The sequence below is a fragment of the Promicromonospora sp. NPDC057138 genome, assembly GCF_042670845.1.
In the GTDB taxonomy this organism is placed as follows: Bacteria; Actinomycetota; Actinomycetes; order Actinomycetales; family Cellulomonadaceae; genus Promicromonospora.
The window spans coordinates 1-15,243 of sequence record NZ_JBHUUX010000017.1; the positions used below are offsets into that span (position 1 = coordinate 1).

Sequence of the window (15,243 nt, forward strand, 5' to 3'; positions counted from 1 at the left end):
GTGTCCGAGTCTCCCTGGTTGCACCAGGAGGACTCGGACACGCGCTCTACTTCGGCGAGTTTGCGTCGTAGGGTCAGGGGGTGCAGAGCCGCCGACCCGAGACCCTGACGACCCATCTGATCCGGGCAGGGTTCGCCGACCTCACCCGGTCCTCCTCGCTGTGGCGGGATCCCGACCTGGTCTCGGTCCTGGACACCCGGACCAGGCATGGCGCCGACCGCGCCGTCGGCCCGGACGCCGGCCCCGATCGCGACGTGGTAGTCCTCGAGCCGGCCGACGCCGCACTGCTGCGCTCGCTCGCCGCCGTCGCCGATCCGGACCTCGCGCTGCTGCAGCTCGTCCGCCTCGCGGCGGCCGCCCCGGACCGGCTGCGCCCGGTCCTCGCGATTCCCGAGGGGACGCCGGCCGAGCCGCGCGGTGACGCGGATGCCGCGGCGCCCGACGACGCGGAGCCGCCCAGCACGACCGCGCGCGACCGCCTGCTGCGCGTGCTGGGCGCGTCCTCGGCGCTCGGCGACGAGCTGGTCCGGCACCCCTCGCTGCTCGACCTGATCGGCGACTGCGCCTCGGGCACCGGCGTGCCGGCCGGCGCGGTCCGTGCCGAGCTGCTGCGGGCCGTCGACGCGGACCCCGAGGCCGAGGAGCCCGTCGCGGGCGTGCACGGCCCGGCCGGGTCGACGGCGTCGTCCGGGGACCAGTCGCCGTCGTACACGGACCGCCTGCGGCGCGCCTACCGGGCACGCCTGCTGCGGATCGCCGCGACCGACGTGACGGCACCCGACCCGACGGCCGTGCTGCCCGGCGTCGCCGCCGCGCTCGCGGATCTCGCGGCCGCCGCGCTGGAGGGCGCGCTGGCCATCGCCCGCTCGGAGGAGGCCGACCACGCGGCCGGCGTCCGCCTGGCCGTGCTGGGCATGGGCAAGACCGGCGGCCGCGAGCTCAACTACATCTCCGACGTGGACGTCATCTACGTCGCCGAGCCCGGCCTCCTGCCCGACGGCGCGCCGGCGTGCGACGAGGACCACGCCCTGCGGGTCGCCACCCGGCTCGCGGGACGGCTCGCGCAGGTGTGCTCCGGGGCCTCGGCGGAGCCGGCGCTGTGGCAGGTCGACGCTGCGCTGCGGCCGGAGGGCAAGCAGGGGCCGCTCGTGCGGACGCTGGCCAGCCACGTCGCCTACTACGAGCGGTGGGCCGTGACGTGGGAGTTCCAGGCGCTGCTCAAGGCGCGTCCCGTCGCGGGCGACGTGGCGCTGGGGGAGGAGTACGTGGCCGCCGTCGGGCCGCTGGTGTGGCAGGCCGTGGAGCGGCCCAACTTCGTCGAGGACGCCCGCGCGATGCGCAAGCGCGTCGAGGACAACGTGCCCGTGGCCGAGGCGGACCGGCAGATTAAGCTCGGCAAGGGCGGCCTGCGCGACGTCGAGTTCACCGTGCAGCTCCTGCAGCTCGTGCACGGGCGCGCGGACGAGGACATCCGGTCGCGGACCACGCTCGACGCCCTGGCCGCGCTGTCCCGTGGCGGCTACGTGGGACGCGACCACGCCCAGCGGATGGGGGAGTGCTACCGGTTCCTGCGGGCCCTGGAGCACCGGATCCAGCTCTTCCGGCTGCGCCGGACCCACCTCATGCCGACCGCCGAGGCCGACCTGCGGCGGCTCGGCCGCGGGCTGGCCTACGGCAGCGCCGACGACCTCGTCAAGACCTGGCGGGCGGTGCGGCGCGAGGTGCGCGACCTGCACGAGGCCGTGTTCTACCGGCCGCTCCTGCCGGCCACGGCGCTGCTGTCCAGGGGCGAGGCGTCGCTCGCGCCCCGGGCCGCCATGGCCCGGTTCGCGGCGATGGGCTACCGTGACCCGGCCGGCGCGATGCGCCACGTCCAGGCCCTGACGGACGGCGTCTCGCGGCGGGCGGCGATCCAGCGCCAGCTGCTGCCGGTCCTGCTCGGCTGGTTCGCCGAGGGCGCCGACCCGGACGAGGGGCTGCTCGCGTTCCGGAAGCTGTCGGACACCCTGGGCGGGACCCACTGGTACCTGCGGCTGCTGCGCGACTCGGCCGAGGCGGCGTCGCGGCTGGCGCAGGTGCTGTCCTCGTCGCGGTACCTCGCGGACGCGATCGGGCGCTCCCCGGAGTCGGTGCGCTGGCTCGCCGAGTCGGAGTCGCTGGCGCCGCGCGGGGTGCGCCGACTGGCGTCGGAGGCGGACGCCCTGCTCGGGCGGGCCCAGGATGTGGACGGCGCCACCGTCGCGCTGCGCGCTCTGCGGCGCCGCGAGCTGGCCCGCACCGGCGTCGCCGAGGTGCTGGGGGCGCTCGGGCCGGTCAGTGCGGCCAAGGCCATCTCGGACGCCGCCGACGTCGTCCTGGCCGGCGGGCTGCGCATCGCGGAGCACGAGGCGCGCGCCGAGCGGAAGGTTGCGCGCGGGGACGAGCCCGCGCGCCTGCTCATCGTCGCGATGGGCCGCCTCGGCGGCCAGGAGATGGGGTACGGCTCGGACGCCGACATCATGTTCGTGTACGAGGCGGTCGGCGGCGCGCCGGACAAGGAGGCCAACGACTACGCCCTGACCGTGGCGAAGACCATGCGGCGCATCCTCACCGCCGTCGGGCCGGAGCCGAGCCTGCCCGTGGACGCCGACCTGCGGCCCGAGGGCCGCAACGGGCCCCTGGTGCGGTCCTTCGAGTCGTACGTGAAGTACTACGGCCGCTGGTCCTCGCCCTGGGAGGCGCAGGCGCTCCTGCGGGCGCGGGCCCTGTCGGGCACGCTGAGCGTGGTCGCGGCGGGCGGCCCGGAGGAGGGCGCGGTGGCGGGCTCGCTGCCGGACGGCGGGGTGACGGGCGCCGGGGGTGGTGCGACGGCGTCGGATGGTGCGACGGCGGGCGAAGTGCCCGGCGTCGGCCCCGAGCTCGACCTGGGACCGGGTGCGGAGGGCGGCGTATCGCTGGGCGCGTGGTTCACGGCGCTCATCGACCCGCTGCGCTACCCGGAGGGCGGGCCGGACGCCGCGGTCCTGCGCGAGGTCCGGCGGATCAAGGCGCGCGTCGAGTCGGAGCGGCTGCCGCGCGGCGCTGACCCGGCGCGGCACCTGAAGCTGGGGCGCGGCGGGGTGTCCGACGTCGAGTGGACGGTCCAGCTGCTGCAGCTCCAGCACGCGTTCGAGGTGCCGGGCCTGCGGACCACCGGCACGGTCGCCGCCCTGAAGGCCGCCAAGGAGGCGGACCTCCTGACCGACGACGACGCCGAGGTGCTGCTGGAGGCCTGGCGGCTCGCGTCGCGGCTGCGGTCGGCGATCGTGCTGTGGTCCGGGCGGACGACGGGCGCCGGCGTCGACATGCTGCCGCACGACAGCCACGCCCTGACCGGGCTGGCCCGCCTGCTGGGGGACGTGGGCACCGGGCCGGAGCTCGAGGAGCTGTACCTGCGGGTCGCCCGGCGGGCGCGGGCCGTGATGGAGCGGGTGTTCTACGGCGCGGAGTGAGCGAGGCGGTTCGCGATCAGGAGGGCGTCGAGCTCTGCCGCAGTGGTGGTCTTTCCCCCGCCGAAATGTCCGTTGAGCCAGAGGCTCATGGCGGTAGGGTAGCGGCGTCGTCGCTGGTAGGGCCCGGGTCGGGAGGGGAGAGTCAGTGCGTCTTCTTGCCGAGGGCCGAGCGATCGGCGACACGTACGAGGTCGAGCGCTACCTCGGCGAGGGCGCCTACTCCGAGGTGTACCGGGTCCGGCACCGGTTCCTGGGACGCCAGGCCATGAAGGTCTTCAAGCGGGTCGGGACCCTGGCCGAGACGCGACGGATGCTCGGCGAGGCCGTGCTGTTGTCGAAGCTCGGCCACCGGAACATCGTGCGGGTCTTCGACGCCGGTACCGTCGAGACGCCGGCGGGCGACCGCGGCTTCTTCACGATGGAGTATGTCGCGGCCGGGAACCTCGACGACTTCCGGCGGTCGCACGCGGACGGGTTCGTCCCGGTCGACGACGCCGTCGAGATCCTCGTGCAGCTCTGCGCCGGTCTCGCGGTGGCCCACCAGGCGGCCCCGCCGATCGTCCATCGCGACGTGACGCCGTGGAACGTCCTCGTCGGGTACGACCAGGGCCGGCTGCGGGTGCGGGTCGGCGACTTCGGGCTGGCTCGGCGCGTCGACGCCGAGACCGGCCTGGCCGGCTCCGGGGGCACCCTCGCCTTCATGGCGCCGGAGGCGCTCAGGTACGGGCAGGGCACCTCGCCGGCCGGCGACGTGTACGCCGTAGGGACGGTGGCGTATCTCCTGCTGACGGACCTCCTGCCCTACTCGGACGTGCCGCTCACGGTCTTCGGCGCCCGGCACCGGGCGCCACCGATCTCGCCCCACGACCTCAACCGCGACGTGGACCACGAGCTGGCGCAGGTCGTGCTCGGCGCCCTCGAGCCGGAGCTGCCGCGCCGCCCGGCCGACGCGGCCATGCTGGGTCGTGAGCTGGCGGCATGGCAGGCGTCCCGAAAGCCCGGACAGCCCCGATCTGGGAGTCGCTGACATGGCGAGGGCTGACATGGCGAGGGCTGGCAAGGAGAGGGCTGACAAGGAGAGGACATGGAGAGCATGACGTCCGCCGTCGCCCGCGACATCGACCGGGTGCTGCGCCCCCTGGAGGGGCACGGCCTGTACCGGAACAACGCGTTCCGGGTCACGGGCCTGCCCACCGACGTGACTCCCCGGCAGGTGCGCCGGCACCGGGAGGAGACCCAGAACCCGTACTACGTGACACCGGCGCCCGACGGCGACGTGCCGCTGCCGCCGTCGGACGATGTGGACGCGCTGCGCGGCGGCTTCGAAGTCTTGCGCGACCCGCTGGCGCGGCTCGTGCACGAGCTGTTCTGGCTCCGGCCCGGCGGCGGGGACGAGCACGACCTCGCGGTGTTCGCGCACTGCCGGGCGCTGGAGGCCACCCTGCCCGACGGGAGGGTGGCCGGCGAGGCGGCCCGGGAGGACTGGAAGGTGGGCCTGCGCCTCTGGGCGCACGCGCTCGCCGCCGAGGAGACGTGGGCGTGGGTGCGTCGGCGCGCGAGCGAGATCGACGACCCGCGGCTCTCGGTCACCGTGCTCCGCGCGCTGCGCGACCGGGTGCAGGAGCACGTGATCGGCGTGTCCGTCGGGCTGGCCGTGGGGGCCGCCGGTGCCGCTCCCGCGGACGCGGAGCACCACCTGGAGGCGCTGCGCGGGTCGGGGTTCGAGCCGAGGCAGGTGCGCGACGTCGCCCGGGCGGCCGTCGAGCCCGCCACGGACCGAGTGCGGGGCGCCTGCGAGGCCGCACGGAGCGCTGATCCGTCCGCCGGGCTCTCGGCGGCCGCCACGCTGCTCGACGAGACGACGACGGCGCTGGCGACCGTCACGGCGGTGCTCGGCTACCGCGACGACCTGACCGGCGCCGTCCGGGACGAGGTTGCCCGGACCGCCAACAACTGTGTGTTCGCGTACGTCAATGAGCGCCTGGAGTCCGGCCAGCTCAGTGCGGCGTCGGCGGAGCCGGCCCTGGACCTGCTCCGCCGGGCCCGCCCCCTGGCGTGGTCCCCGTCGGCCAGCACGCTCCTGGACACGAACGTCGCCGATCTTGAGAACCTCGCGGCGCGGGGGGTGACCGTGTCCGCTCAGGGTCGCGCCTTCGGCTGCGTGGCCACCCTCATCGTCTTCGCGGCCGGTGGCGCGGGGTCCTGGTGGTTCCTCTACCACCAGCTCGACTCCGGGCCGGTGTGGTCCAGCCTGGGCGCCATCCTCGGGGCGTTCATGGCGGTGGACGTCGTCGGGCGGGTCATCGGCTTCTTCCGGGGGCTCTGATGCGAAGGCCGCAGGCACACGAACGTGAAGGAGTGGATGGGTGAACGCCGCACCAGGGCGCCGGGACGGCGCCTCCAGCCTGGCGGCCTGGTTCCGGCAGCGTCGGTTTCCGGCCGAGTTCCGGATCCTGCCGCCCGCCGAGTTGCCGCACGCCCTGCCGGACGCTCTGCCGGATGACCTGCCGCCTGCCGAGGTGCCGGACGCCCTGCCGGATGACCTGTCGGACGTCGTCCCGGACGGACAGCCGGTGGACGACCTGCCCGACGACGTCGTCGCGGACCTGGTGACGGAGATCTGGCGGGCCCGCAACAAGGTGGGCGGCCCCGGCGCCGACCAGGACCCGCCGCGCGCGGTGCGCTGGGCCAACCGCTACCTGGGCGCCGCCGCGGACCGCCTGGCCCGCGCGGGGATCGAGGCGCACGGGCACGACGGGCTGCGGTTCGACGTAGGGATGGACCTGCGCGTCCTGGCCTACCAGGACGATCCGGGCGTCACCGAGGAGACGGTCGTGGAGACCGTCCGGCCGTCGGTGCGTCGCGCCGGGCGGGTCATCCAGGAGGGGGAAGTGATCGTGGCGGTCCCGGAGAAGGCAGCACCCGAGAAGGCGGTGCCGGAAAAGGCAGCACCCGTGAAGGCAGCACCCGAGACGAGGGGACATGACGATGCGTGACACCATCGACGTCGGGATCGACCTGGGCACCACCAACAGCGCCGTCGCCATGGCGAAGGGCGCGGGCGCCGAGGTGGTCCGGAACAACCACAACCAGGAGTTCACGCCCTCGGCCGTGTACCTGAGCCGCTCGGGGAACGTGCTCGTCGGCCAGAAGGCCAGCGACCGCGTGGTGTCCGACCCGGACAACTCGTGCGCTGAGTTCAAGCTCCGCATGGGACGGCGTGACCAGGACAAGCTGTTCGAGGCCGCGCGCCGCACCATGTCGCCGGAGGAGCTGTCGGCGGAGGTGCTCAAGTCCCTGCGCGGCGACGTGCAGCGGCGCACGGGCGAGCAGGTCGAGACGGCCGTGATCACGGTCCCGGCCGCGTTCACCGCGGACCAGACGGCCGCCACCGGCCGGGCGGCCGAGCTCGCCGGCCTGCGGTTCGCGCCGCTGCTGCAGGAGCCCACCGCCGCCGTCTGGGCCTACACGGCAGACGCCGAAGAGCTGCCGGACAAGGGGTTCTGGCTCGTCTACGACTTCGGCGGCGGCACCTTCGACGCGGCCGTCGTGAAGATCGAGGACGGCGAGTTCATCGTCGTCAACCACGCCGGAGACAACTCGCTGGGCGGCAAGCGGATCGACTGGGCGATCGTCGAGGACATCCTGCTTCCCGAGCTGCAGGAGGAGCACGGCCTGAGCGACGTCACTGCGGACGACCCGCGCTACCGGGGTGTGCTCGCGCAGCTCAAGGGGCTGGCGGAGACGGCGAAGATCGAGCTGTCGCAGCAGGAGACGGTCGAGATCGAGGCGGAGATCAAGATCGCGGCCGGCCGCGAGATCGACTTCACCTGCGTGCTGACGCGCGACGACCTCGAGGAGGTGGCGTGGCCCCTGGTGTCCAGCTCGATCCGGCTCTGCCGCCAGTCGCTGTCCGAGAGCGGGATCCGGCCCGAGGCGTTCGAACGGGTCCTGCTGGTCGGCGGTTCGTCCCAGCTCTCCCTGGTGCGCGAGATGCTGGCCGACCCGGCCGAGGGCCTCGGCATCCCGCTCGATCACAGCCTCGACCCGATGACCGTGGTGGCGCGCGGCGCGGCGGTCTACGCCGGGACGCAGCGCATCCCCCGGGAGGTCCGGGCGACGGTCCCGCTCGCGCCGGGCCGAGCGCGGCTGAACCTCGAGTACGCGGCGGCCGGGCTCGACCCCGACCCGCTGCTCGGCGGCCAGGTCCAGACGGACGGCGTCGCCGACTGGACCGGCGGCATCGTCGAGATCCGGAACACGACGGCGAACCCGCCCTGGAGCACCGGGGCCGTGCCGCTCCGCCCGGACGGGTCGTTCTCCGTGCGGCTGCGCGCCGAGGACTTCACCACCCACTCGTTCACCGTGACCCTGCGCGACCCCGCGGGCACCGAGGTCGCGACAGATCAGCCCGGCATCACCTACCAGCGCAAGAAGAGCGGCATGGGCGGGGCTCCGACCATGAGCCACTCGCTCGGCGTCGCCCTTGCGGGCAACGTCGTGGCGCCCCTGGTCCTGCGCAACACCGAGCTGCCGAGCAAGGGAGAGATCCGCGGGCTGCGGACGACGCAGGCGGTGAGCAAGGCGTCCGGGGACGGGTTGGTCCGCATCCCGATCCTGTCCGGCGAGCACGCGCGGGCCGACCGCAACACGGTGGTGGGGCAGCTCGACGTCCGGTCGGACGACATCGAGCGCGACCTTCCCGTGGGTACGGAGGTCGAGGTGGTCGTGCGCGTCGACACCAGCTTCCGGATCGAGGCCGAGGCGTTCGTCCCCTTCCTCGACGCCGAGTTCGAGATCGACGTCGACCTTGCCCGCCCCGTGCTGCCCAGCCTCGCTGACCTGGATGCGTCCCGCGCGGCGCTCGAAGGCAGATACCACGACCTGTGGAGCCAGGCCGACCAGATCAGGGCCACGGAGGCGCTGGCCCGCCTGGACCGGCTGGGCTCGGACGGCATCATGGAGGAGATCGACCGACTCCTGCAGCAGTCCGAGGCGGACCAGGACGCGATCGCGACCTGTCAGGCACGCCTGCTCGACGCCGACTCCGCGCTGGACGAGACCGACGCTCTGCTGGAGCTGCCCAGGGTCGTCCAGGAAGGACGGGAGGCGCAGACCATGGCGCACGAGATCGTCCAGGACGCGGGCGGTCGTCAGTACGCACTGGATCTGCGCAAGGCCGACGCAGAGCTCGAGGAAGCCATCGCGGACGGCAACCGAACGGTGATCGAACGGCGGACGAACGAGGTCAGGTCCATCGCGATGCGGGTGTTCCAGGACAACGGGCAGCTTCCCCTGGTCCGGTTCGCGAGCCTCGAGGGCGAGCTGGACGGCGACCCACGCCCCGAGGTGCAGCGGCACCTCGCCGACGGGCGCGCGGCGGTCGCCGTCGGCGACCTCAACCGGCTCGACGGGATCAGCACCCGGCTCGGCCGGTTCGTCGACCGGACCGGCGGGAGTGCCACGACGCCGTCGATCCTCGGGGACGGGCTCCTGGGGAACGGCGGTGAGCGGTGAGCGCCGTCATCGAGGCCGCCGTCGTCGAAGCAACACTGTCTGCCCGCGCCGGCCGGTACGACACCGCGCGGCGTCTGCTCGACACGCTCGGTGGCGAGGACAGCGACGACGTGGAGGTCCTCGACCTGCTGGCGCGCGTGCACGCTCAGCGCGGCGACCTCGCCCGGGCCGACGCGTGCTGGGCGCGCGTCGAGCACCTGGACCCCGACCACGCCGGGGCGCGGGAGGGGCGCCGTCGGATCCGCGCGACCTGGGCCGGGAAACGCCCACGGGCCGGTGTGGCCGCGGGCGCCGCCGCGGTCTGCCTCCTGCTCGTCGGCGGCGGCGCGGCGGTCGGCTGGGCCTTGGCTCCGCGCCAGGCTGCGGAGCAGGGTTCGGACCCGGCGGTGGCCGAGGCGCTCACCCGGCTGCGGCAGGAGGTGAGCGAGCTGGCCTCCGCCCAGCGGGACGGGCCGACGTCGGCCGACGGGACGACGCCGGACGACGGGACGGCCCTCCGGGAGCTGCGGGGCGCGCTGGGCGACCCACGGTGGACCACCAGGCTCGACGCGCGATCGGTGGTCGTGACGTTCCGCGAACCGGTGTTCCTGGCCGGCGGCGCCGAGACGTCGGGCAGCGGGGCCGACATGCTGGCCGGCCTCGCCGGCCGGCTCGGTGGTCTTGCCGTGGACGTGGACGTGACGGTCGTCGGCCACACCAGCGACACCGCCCCCGTGCCGGGCAGCCCGTACGCGGACAACGCAGAGGTGGGGCTGGCCCGCGCCCTCGCGGCGGCGCAGGTGCTCTCGTCGGACAGCGGGATCCCACTGAGCGCGGTGGGTGTGGCGAGCGCGGGCGACGTCGACCCGCCGTATCCCAACACGGACGAGGCGGGCCGGACGAGGAACCAGACCGTGACCGTCGTGATCGAGGTGGCGCAGTAGGACGTGGTGCCCTGGAAGATCGAAGATCACGCCGCCGGCGTCGGCGGGAGCCCGATCGCCGTCAGGAACGCGCGGGTCGCGGGGGTGGGCCCGGCCTTGCCCCATACGACGTACTCGACCCGGCTGGGCGCGTTCGACACGGTGGCGGTGGCCAGACCGCTGAGCTCGGGGGCGCGCTGGAGATAGGTCGCCGGCAGGAAGCCGATCGCGAGCCCATGCCGGATCACCTGCGCCATGAGCGGCGCGTCGGTCACCTCGAAGGCCACGTCCCGGCTGAGCCCGGAGCGCGCGAAGGCCTGGTCCGTCTGGGCCCGGCCGGCCGAGCCGTACGGGAAGTCGACGAACGGCTCGGCCGCGAGGTCCGCGAGATCCAGGTCCTTGGCGCCGGCCAGGTGGTGGTCCGGGGCGAGGACGGCGACCAGGCGCTCGCGGGCCAGCTCGTGGCTGCGCACGCCCGTCGGCCGCGCGGTGCTCGGCAGACCGAGGAACGCGACGTCGAGCTGCCCGTTGGCGACGTCGGCCGTCAGCTTGTCGCTCGCGCCGGTGCGCAGCGCGACGCGCACCTGCGGGTGACGACGGCGCAGGTCGCGCAGCGCCGCGGGCACGTCGACGGCCGCGACCGTCGGGATGACGCCGACACGGAGCCGCCCGCGCACCTCGCCGACGGTGGCCGCGGCGTCGGCAGCCGCGCGCTCGGCTGCCTCCAGGGCCTGCCGCGCCGCGGGCAGGAACGCCTCGCCCGCCGGCGTCAGGCTGACCCGCCGGCTGGTGCGCGCGAAGAGCGTGGCGCCGAGCTCGTGCTCGAGCCGCTTGATCTGGTGGCTCAGCGCGGACTGCACCACGTGGCAGCGTTCAGCGGCCCTGGTGAAGTTGGCCGCCTCGGCGACCGCCACGACGTATCGCATCTGCTGAAGCTCCATACGATCAATCGTGGATCACGATCGATCAGATGAAAAGGATGTGTTGGACTCATAGCTGCCTCGGAGCCAAGACTGGGCGGCATGGACATGAGGACGCTCTCGCCGGAGGGCCGCACGCGGGCCAGGATCGTGGCGCTCACTGCCGTCACGGCATTCGCTCCGATCGTCTGGGGCACTACCTACTTCGTCACTACCGAGATGCTTCCGGCCGGGCACCCACTCTTCGCCGGGCTCGTGCGTGCGCTACCCGCCGGGCTGGTCGCCGTCGCGATCGGGATGGTGCTGCCGGGCGGCTCCGCCCTGCCCCGTGGCTCGTGGTGGTGGAAGGGCGCGGTGCTCGGCATCCTCAACATCGGCCTCTTCTTCCCGATGCTCTTCCTTGCCGCCGAGCGGCTGCCCGGCGGCGTCGCCGCCACCTTCGGCGCCATCACGCCGGTGGTCGTCGCGCTTCTCGCGGTTCCGGTGCTCGGGGAGCGACTGTCGGTGCGGCGGCTCGTCTGGGGAGCCGGGGGCGTGGTCGGCGTCGGTCTCGTGGTGCTCGGCCCGGACGCGGGTCTCGACGTCGTCGGCGTCATCGCCGGGCTCGGTGGCGCCGGCTCGATGGCGCTCGGCATCGCCCTGACCAAGCGCTGGGGACGGCCCGAGGGAGTCGGCCCGGTCTCGTCCGCCGGCTGGCAGCTCACCGCGGGCGGTCTCTTCCTCCTCCCGGTGACCTTCCTCGTCGAGGGTGCCCCGCCCGCCGTCGACGGCCAGGCGGCCCTCGGCTACCTCTGGCTCGGGCTGGTGGGCGGCCTCGTCGCGTACGTGCTGTGGTTCCGGGGGATCGGGCGACTGCCGGTGACGTCCGTGGCGTTTCTCGGCCCGCTCGCGCCCCTGGTGGCGGCGGGGATCGGCGTCGGCCTGCTCGGCGAGACCCTGACCCTGGTCCAGGTGGCCGGACTGGTGCTCGCGCTCGCCGCGGTGCTCGCGGGTCAGCTCCCGCCCCGAGCCAGGCGGACGGCGCTCCCCGCGGCGTCGAACGAGGGCGCGGCGCTGGAGGCCGTGCGATGAGGATCGTGGTCTTCGGGGGCAGCCGGCATGGTCGGTGCCCGCCTGGTCAACGAGGCGTCGGTGTGGGGCGCGACGTCGTCGCGGTCCCCATGTGTGACCTTGGCGCGCGTCGTTAAGATGGCACCATGTCCCGTCTTGAGCGCATCACATCAGATCCGCAGATCTGCCACGGCCAGCCGGTTGTGCGCGGGCTGCGGTACCCGGTGCAGATGCTCCTGGAGCTGATGGCGTCGGGTATGAGCGTTGACGAGATCATGGATGACTATCCCGACCTGGAGCGGGACGACGTCCTTGCGGCGCTCGAGTATGGGGCGCTGGCGTCGGGTGGGCACACCGTCGTGTCCGTCAGCGCGGCGTGAAGTTCCTCGTCGACGCGCAGCTGCCCGCACGGCTGGCGCGTGCGCTGACCAAGGCTGGTCATGACGCGAAGCACACGACCGAGCTACCGGACGGCAACCACTCCTCGGATACGAATGAAACACGTTCGCTCGAGGCCGGCAGCCAACCTGGGCGACGACCATGGGACTACGCCGGAGAGTGGTGCTCCTTGAGGAAGCCGACCACCCTCGGCCAGACCAGATCGGGGTCGCTGAAGGGGGCGGCATGCCCGAGGCCGGGCAGTTCGACGTACTCCCCGCGCGGGATCGCCTGCGCGACCTCGCGTGCCCGCGGGGCGTAGGTGTCGGTGTCGAGCTCGAAGCCCATGATCAGACAGGGAATCGTGATACCTGCGAGGTCCTGAAGTCGATCCTGGTACGTCGATATGAACGTGGCTGCTCGTCGTCGCGCGTGTGGGTCGGGTGGGCCCGCCCAGGACGACTGAGCCTCCCGCAAGCTCCGCACGAACGAGTCATCAGCAAGACGGTCCGGCGGGAACGCCGTCAGGAGGCCTAGCGCAAGTCGCAGGGAGTCTGCTCCGCCGTCGGCCAGGATGTCCCAGGATTCCTGCAAGATCCTGTCGATCTCGTTCTGCCGCCCGTAGGTGGCGAGCAGCGCGGCTGCTCGCACGTGCTCGGGGGAAGCAAGCGCTACCTCCTGCGCGAGCGCCGCCCCCTGTGACCACCCCACGAGCGCGGCCGGTTCTCGCCCGCGCGCGATGTACGTCTGGACGCAGGTAACAGCGCTGCGCCAGTCCAGGCCGTTCGGGCGATGCTCGAAGGTCGTCACCCGGTAGCCCAGGGCGAGAAGCTCGTCGCGAACACCGGCCGACCATTGAACGGGATCGGCCAGCGGATTGCTCAGGAAGACCACCTCAGGGCCTGTGCCCCACGTGTGTGCCACTCCCAGCTCATCCTCCGCGCGTCGGTACATGCGCGAAGCCTTCCACGACGACGGCGTCGTGCGCGGTCCCGCTCGTGGCACAGCCGACGGAAAAAGCGTTGCCCCGATCGCGCCCGCCGGAGCATCGTGGTGCCGAACCCGAGAGATTGGAACTCCCATGACAGCTGTCACGCCCCGTGCCCTGACCCTCCGCACCACGGACGTGACTGCCTTTGTCGTACCTCAACCTCGGGATCGTCGCTCATGTCGACGCCGGTAAGACCAGCCTGACCGAACGCCTGCTGCACCACGCGGGCGTGATCGACCGCCCCGGCAGCGTGGACGGCGGCGACACCACCACCGACACCCTCGCGCTGGAGCGGGAGCGCGGCATCACCATCCGCGCCTCGGTGGCGTCGTTCCCTGCCGGGAACGTCACCGTCAACGTGCTCGACACACCGGGCCACCCGGACTTCATCGCCGAGGTGGACCGCAGCCTCGCCGTGCTCGACGGCGCGGTGCTCGTGCTGTCGGCCGTCGAGGGCGTGCAGGCCCAGACCCTCGTGCTGATGCGCGCCCTGCAACGGCTGCGGTTGCCCGTGATCGTGTTCGTGAACAAGATCGACCGGCGCGGGGCGCGGCCGGGTGCCGTGGCCGACGCCGTCGCGCGCCGCCTGAGCCCGGACGTCCTGCCCGTGCAGCGGGTGCTTGCCGCGGGCACGCCGGACGCCCGGGTCGAGCCGCTGCCCGACGACGGCCTGCGCCCCTGGCTCGCGGGGGAGTCACGGCGGGGAGCCGCTCACCCCGTGCTGTTCGGATCGGCGGTGACGGGCGCAGGCGTGCCCGAGCTGGCCGCCGCCCTGGGGATGTACCTCCCGGTGGTGGACCGCGGAGCCGGTGCCGCCGGGCCCTCCGGCGTCGTCTTTGCCATCGACCGGGAGGACGGCCGTAAGCGGACGTTCGTCAGGATGCGGTCGGGCGCGCTGCGGGTCCGCGACAAGATCGACCTCGGCCACGGCCGGGCCGAGCGGATCACCGGGCTGCGGATCGCGCACCGCGGGTCGCTCGAACCGCGCCCGACGGCGGAGTCCGGCCAGATCGCCGTCGTCCAGGGGCTGTCGACGGCGCGCGTCGGTGACGTCGTCGGGCCGGTGCTGCCCGGGGACGAGCGCGCGAGCCAGTTCCCGCCGCCGTCGTACGAGACGGTGGTCGACGTCGACCCGGCCGACCGCGGGCGGTTGTACGCCGCGCTCACCGAGCTGGCCGAGCAGGACCCGCTGATCCGCGTGCGGCGGCGGGACGAGGAGATCACCGTCTCGCTGTACGGCGAGGTCCAGCGCGAGGTGCTGGGTGCCGTCCTGCAGCGGGAGTACGGGGTCGACGCGCGGTTCGGGGAGGTCCGCACGGCGCGCCAGGAGCGGGTCGTCGGCACGGGCCACGCGCTGGAGGTGAAGAAGCAGGACGGCAACGAGTTCCTGGCGACGATCGGGCTGCGGGTGGAGCCCGCGCCGGTCGGCTCGGGCGTGACGTTCGAGCTGGAGTGCGAGCGGGGCTCGATGCCGCCCGCGTTCTTCGACGCCGTGGAGGACACCGTCCGCCGCGAGCTGGCCCGCGGGCCGCTGCGGTGGCCGGTCCCGGACGCCCGGGTGGTCATGACCCACTCGGGCTACGCGCCGCGGCAGAGCCACATGCACCAGAAGTTCAACAAGGCGATGTCCAGCACCGGCGCCGACTTCCGGGGCCTGACGCCGCGCGTGCTGGCTGCCGCGGTCCGCCGGGCCGGGACGGTGGTGTGCGAGCCGGTCCACCGGTTCGTGATCGAGCTGCCCGACGACGCCGTCGGGTCGGTGACCTCGCTGGTCGGACGGCTGGGCGGGGTGCCGTTCGAGTCGGCCGTCGCCGGCGCAGGGGCCCCGGGCGCCGGGATCGCCGTCGTGCGGGGCGAGATCCCGGCCGGCGCGGTCGCCGCGCTGCAGCGGGACCTGCCGGGCCTGACCCACGGGGAGGGCGTGTGCCAGACGGAGCACGACCGGTTCGAGCCGGTGCGGGAGGCGGCGCGGTCCTGACGATCGCCCGTTTCGGGGGAGGCCTCCAGGCCGTCGG

11 protein-coding genes are annotated in these 15,243 nt (G+C 73.7%); 9 read left to right on the forward strand and 2 right to left on the reverse strand.

What is annotated here, in order from left to right; all coding sequences use genetic code 11:
- Nucleotides 1-80: 80 nt before the first annotated feature.
- From ACFT2C_RS12165 to ACFT2C_RS12190, 6 genes are all read left to right on the forward strand, one after another.
- Nucleotides 81-3,470 carry a bifunctional [glutamine synthetase] adenylyltransferase/[glutamine synthetase]-adenylyl-L-tyrosine phosphorylase gene (locus tag ACFT2C_RS12165; protein ID WP_377207316.1) on the forward strand — a complete coding sequence of 1,130 codons (3,390 nt, stop codon included), beginning with the start codon at nucleotides 81-83 and terminating at the stop codon, nucleotides 3,468-3,470.
- A gap of 145 nt (nucleotides 3,471-3,615) precedes the next feature.
- Nucleotides 3,616-4,497 carry a serine/threonine-protein kinase gene (locus tag ACFT2C_RS12170; RefSeq protein ID WP_377207317.1) on the forward strand — a complete coding sequence of 294 codons (882 nt, stop codon included), beginning with the start codon at nucleotides 3,616-3,618 and terminating at the stop codon, nucleotides 4,495-4,497.
- A gap of 57 nt (nucleotides 4,498-4,554) precedes the next feature.
- Entirely contained in the window at nucleotides 4,555-5,796 is a 1,242-nt protein-coding gene (locus tag ACFT2C_RS12175) for a hypothetical protein (protein ID WP_377207318.1), read from the forward strand.
- Nucleotides 5,797-5,836: 40 nt separating this feature from the next.
- Entirely contained in the window at nucleotides 5,837-6,466 is a 630-nt protein-coding gene (locus ACFT2C_RS12180; RefSeq protein WP_377207319.1) for a hypothetical protein, read from the forward strand.
- The gene (locus ACFT2C_RS12185; protein WP_377207320.1) at nucleotides 6,453-8,987 is read left to right on the forward strand and encodes an Hsp70 family protein; all 2,535 of its coding nucleotides are present in this window, start codon (nucleotides 6,453-6,455) and stop codon (nucleotides 8,985-8,987) included. The genes ACFT2C_RS12180 and ACFT2C_RS12185 overlap by 14 nt, the downstream gene beginning before the upstream one ends.
- Nucleotides 8,984-9,910, forward strand: a complete 927-nt coding sequence (locus tag ACFT2C_RS12190; protein ID WP_377207321.1) for an OmpA family protein — start codon at nucleotides 8,984-8,986, stop codon at nucleotides 9,908-9,910. Before ACFT2C_RS12185 ends, ACFT2C_RS12190 begins: the two co-directional genes overlap by 4 nt.
- 26 nt (nucleotides 9,911-9,936) lie before the next feature.
- Here the strand turns inward: ACFT2C_RS12190 and ACFT2C_RS12195 are convergent, their stop codons facing one another.
- A complete protein-coding gene (locus ACFT2C_RS12195; RefSeq protein ID WP_377207322.1) occupies nucleotides 9,937-10,830 on the reverse strand; it encodes a LysR family transcriptional regulator in 894 nt (297 codons plus the stop codon).
- An 81-nt stretch (nucleotides 10,831-10,911) separates the two neighbouring features.
- Here ACFT2C_RS12195 and ACFT2C_RS12200 point away from each other — a divergent pair, with 81 nt between their 5' ends.
- Entirely contained in the window at nucleotides 10,912-11,880 is a 969-nt protein-coding gene (locus ACFT2C_RS12200) for an EamA family transporter (protein WP_377207323.1), read from the forward strand.
- A gap of 125 nt (nucleotides 11,881-12,005) precedes the next feature.
- The gene (locus ACFT2C_RS12205) at nucleotides 12,006-12,239 is read left to right on the forward strand and encodes a DUF433 domain-containing protein (RefSeq protein WP_377207324.1); all 234 of its coding nucleotides are present in this window, start codon (nucleotides 12,006-12,008) and stop codon (nucleotides 12,237-12,239) included.
- A 166-nt stretch (nucleotides 12,240-12,405) separates the two neighbouring features.
- Here the strand turns inward: ACFT2C_RS12205 and ACFT2C_RS12210 are convergent, their stop codons facing one another.
- Nucleotides 12,406-13,191, reverse strand: coding sequence for an alpha/beta fold hydrolase (locus tag ACFT2C_RS12210; RefSeq protein WP_377207325.1), 786 nt, complete (start codon nucleotides 13,189-13,191; stop codon nucleotides 12,406-12,408).
- A gap of 182 nt (nucleotides 13,192-13,373) precedes the next feature.
- On the opposite strand from ACFT2C_RS12210, the gene ACFT2C_RS12215 reads away from it, so the two are divergent.
- On the forward strand, nucleotides 13,374-15,206 hold the full coding sequence (locus ACFT2C_RS12215) for a GTP-binding protein (RefSeq protein ID WP_377207326.1): 1,833 nt from the start codon (nucleotides 13,374-13,376) through the stop codon (nucleotides 15,204-15,206).
- Nucleotides 15,207-15,243: the final 37 nt, after the last annotated feature.

What these genes read in the sequence shown, in the direction of transcription:
- ACFT2C_RS12175 (WP_377207318.1), top strand. Translation starts at nt 4,555, where the DNA reads ATGGAGAGCATGACGTCCGCCGTCGCCCGCGACATCGACCGGGTGCTG.
- ACFT2C_RS12185 (WP_377207320.1), top strand. Translation starts at nt 6,453, where the DNA reads ATGACGATGCGTGACACCATCGACGTCGGGATCGACCTGGGCACCACC.
- ACFT2C_RS12195 (WP_377207322.1), bottom strand. Translation starts at nt 10,830, where the DNA reads ATGGAGCTTCAGCAGATGCGATACGTCGTGGCGGTCGCCGAGGCGGCC.
- ACFT2C_RS12200 (WP_377207323.1), top strand. Translation starts at nt 10,912, where the DNA reads ATGGACATGAGGACGCTCTCGCCGGAGGGCCGCACGCGGGCCAGGATC.
- ACFT2C_RS12205 (WP_377207324.1), top strand. Translation starts at nt 12,006, where the DNA reads ATGTCCCGTCTTGAGCGCATCACATCAGATCCGCAGATCTGCCACGGC.
- ACFT2C_RS12210 (WP_377207325.1), bottom strand. Translation starts at nt 13,191, where the DNA reads ATGTACCGACGCGCGGAGGATGAGCTGGGAGTGGCACACACGTGGGGC.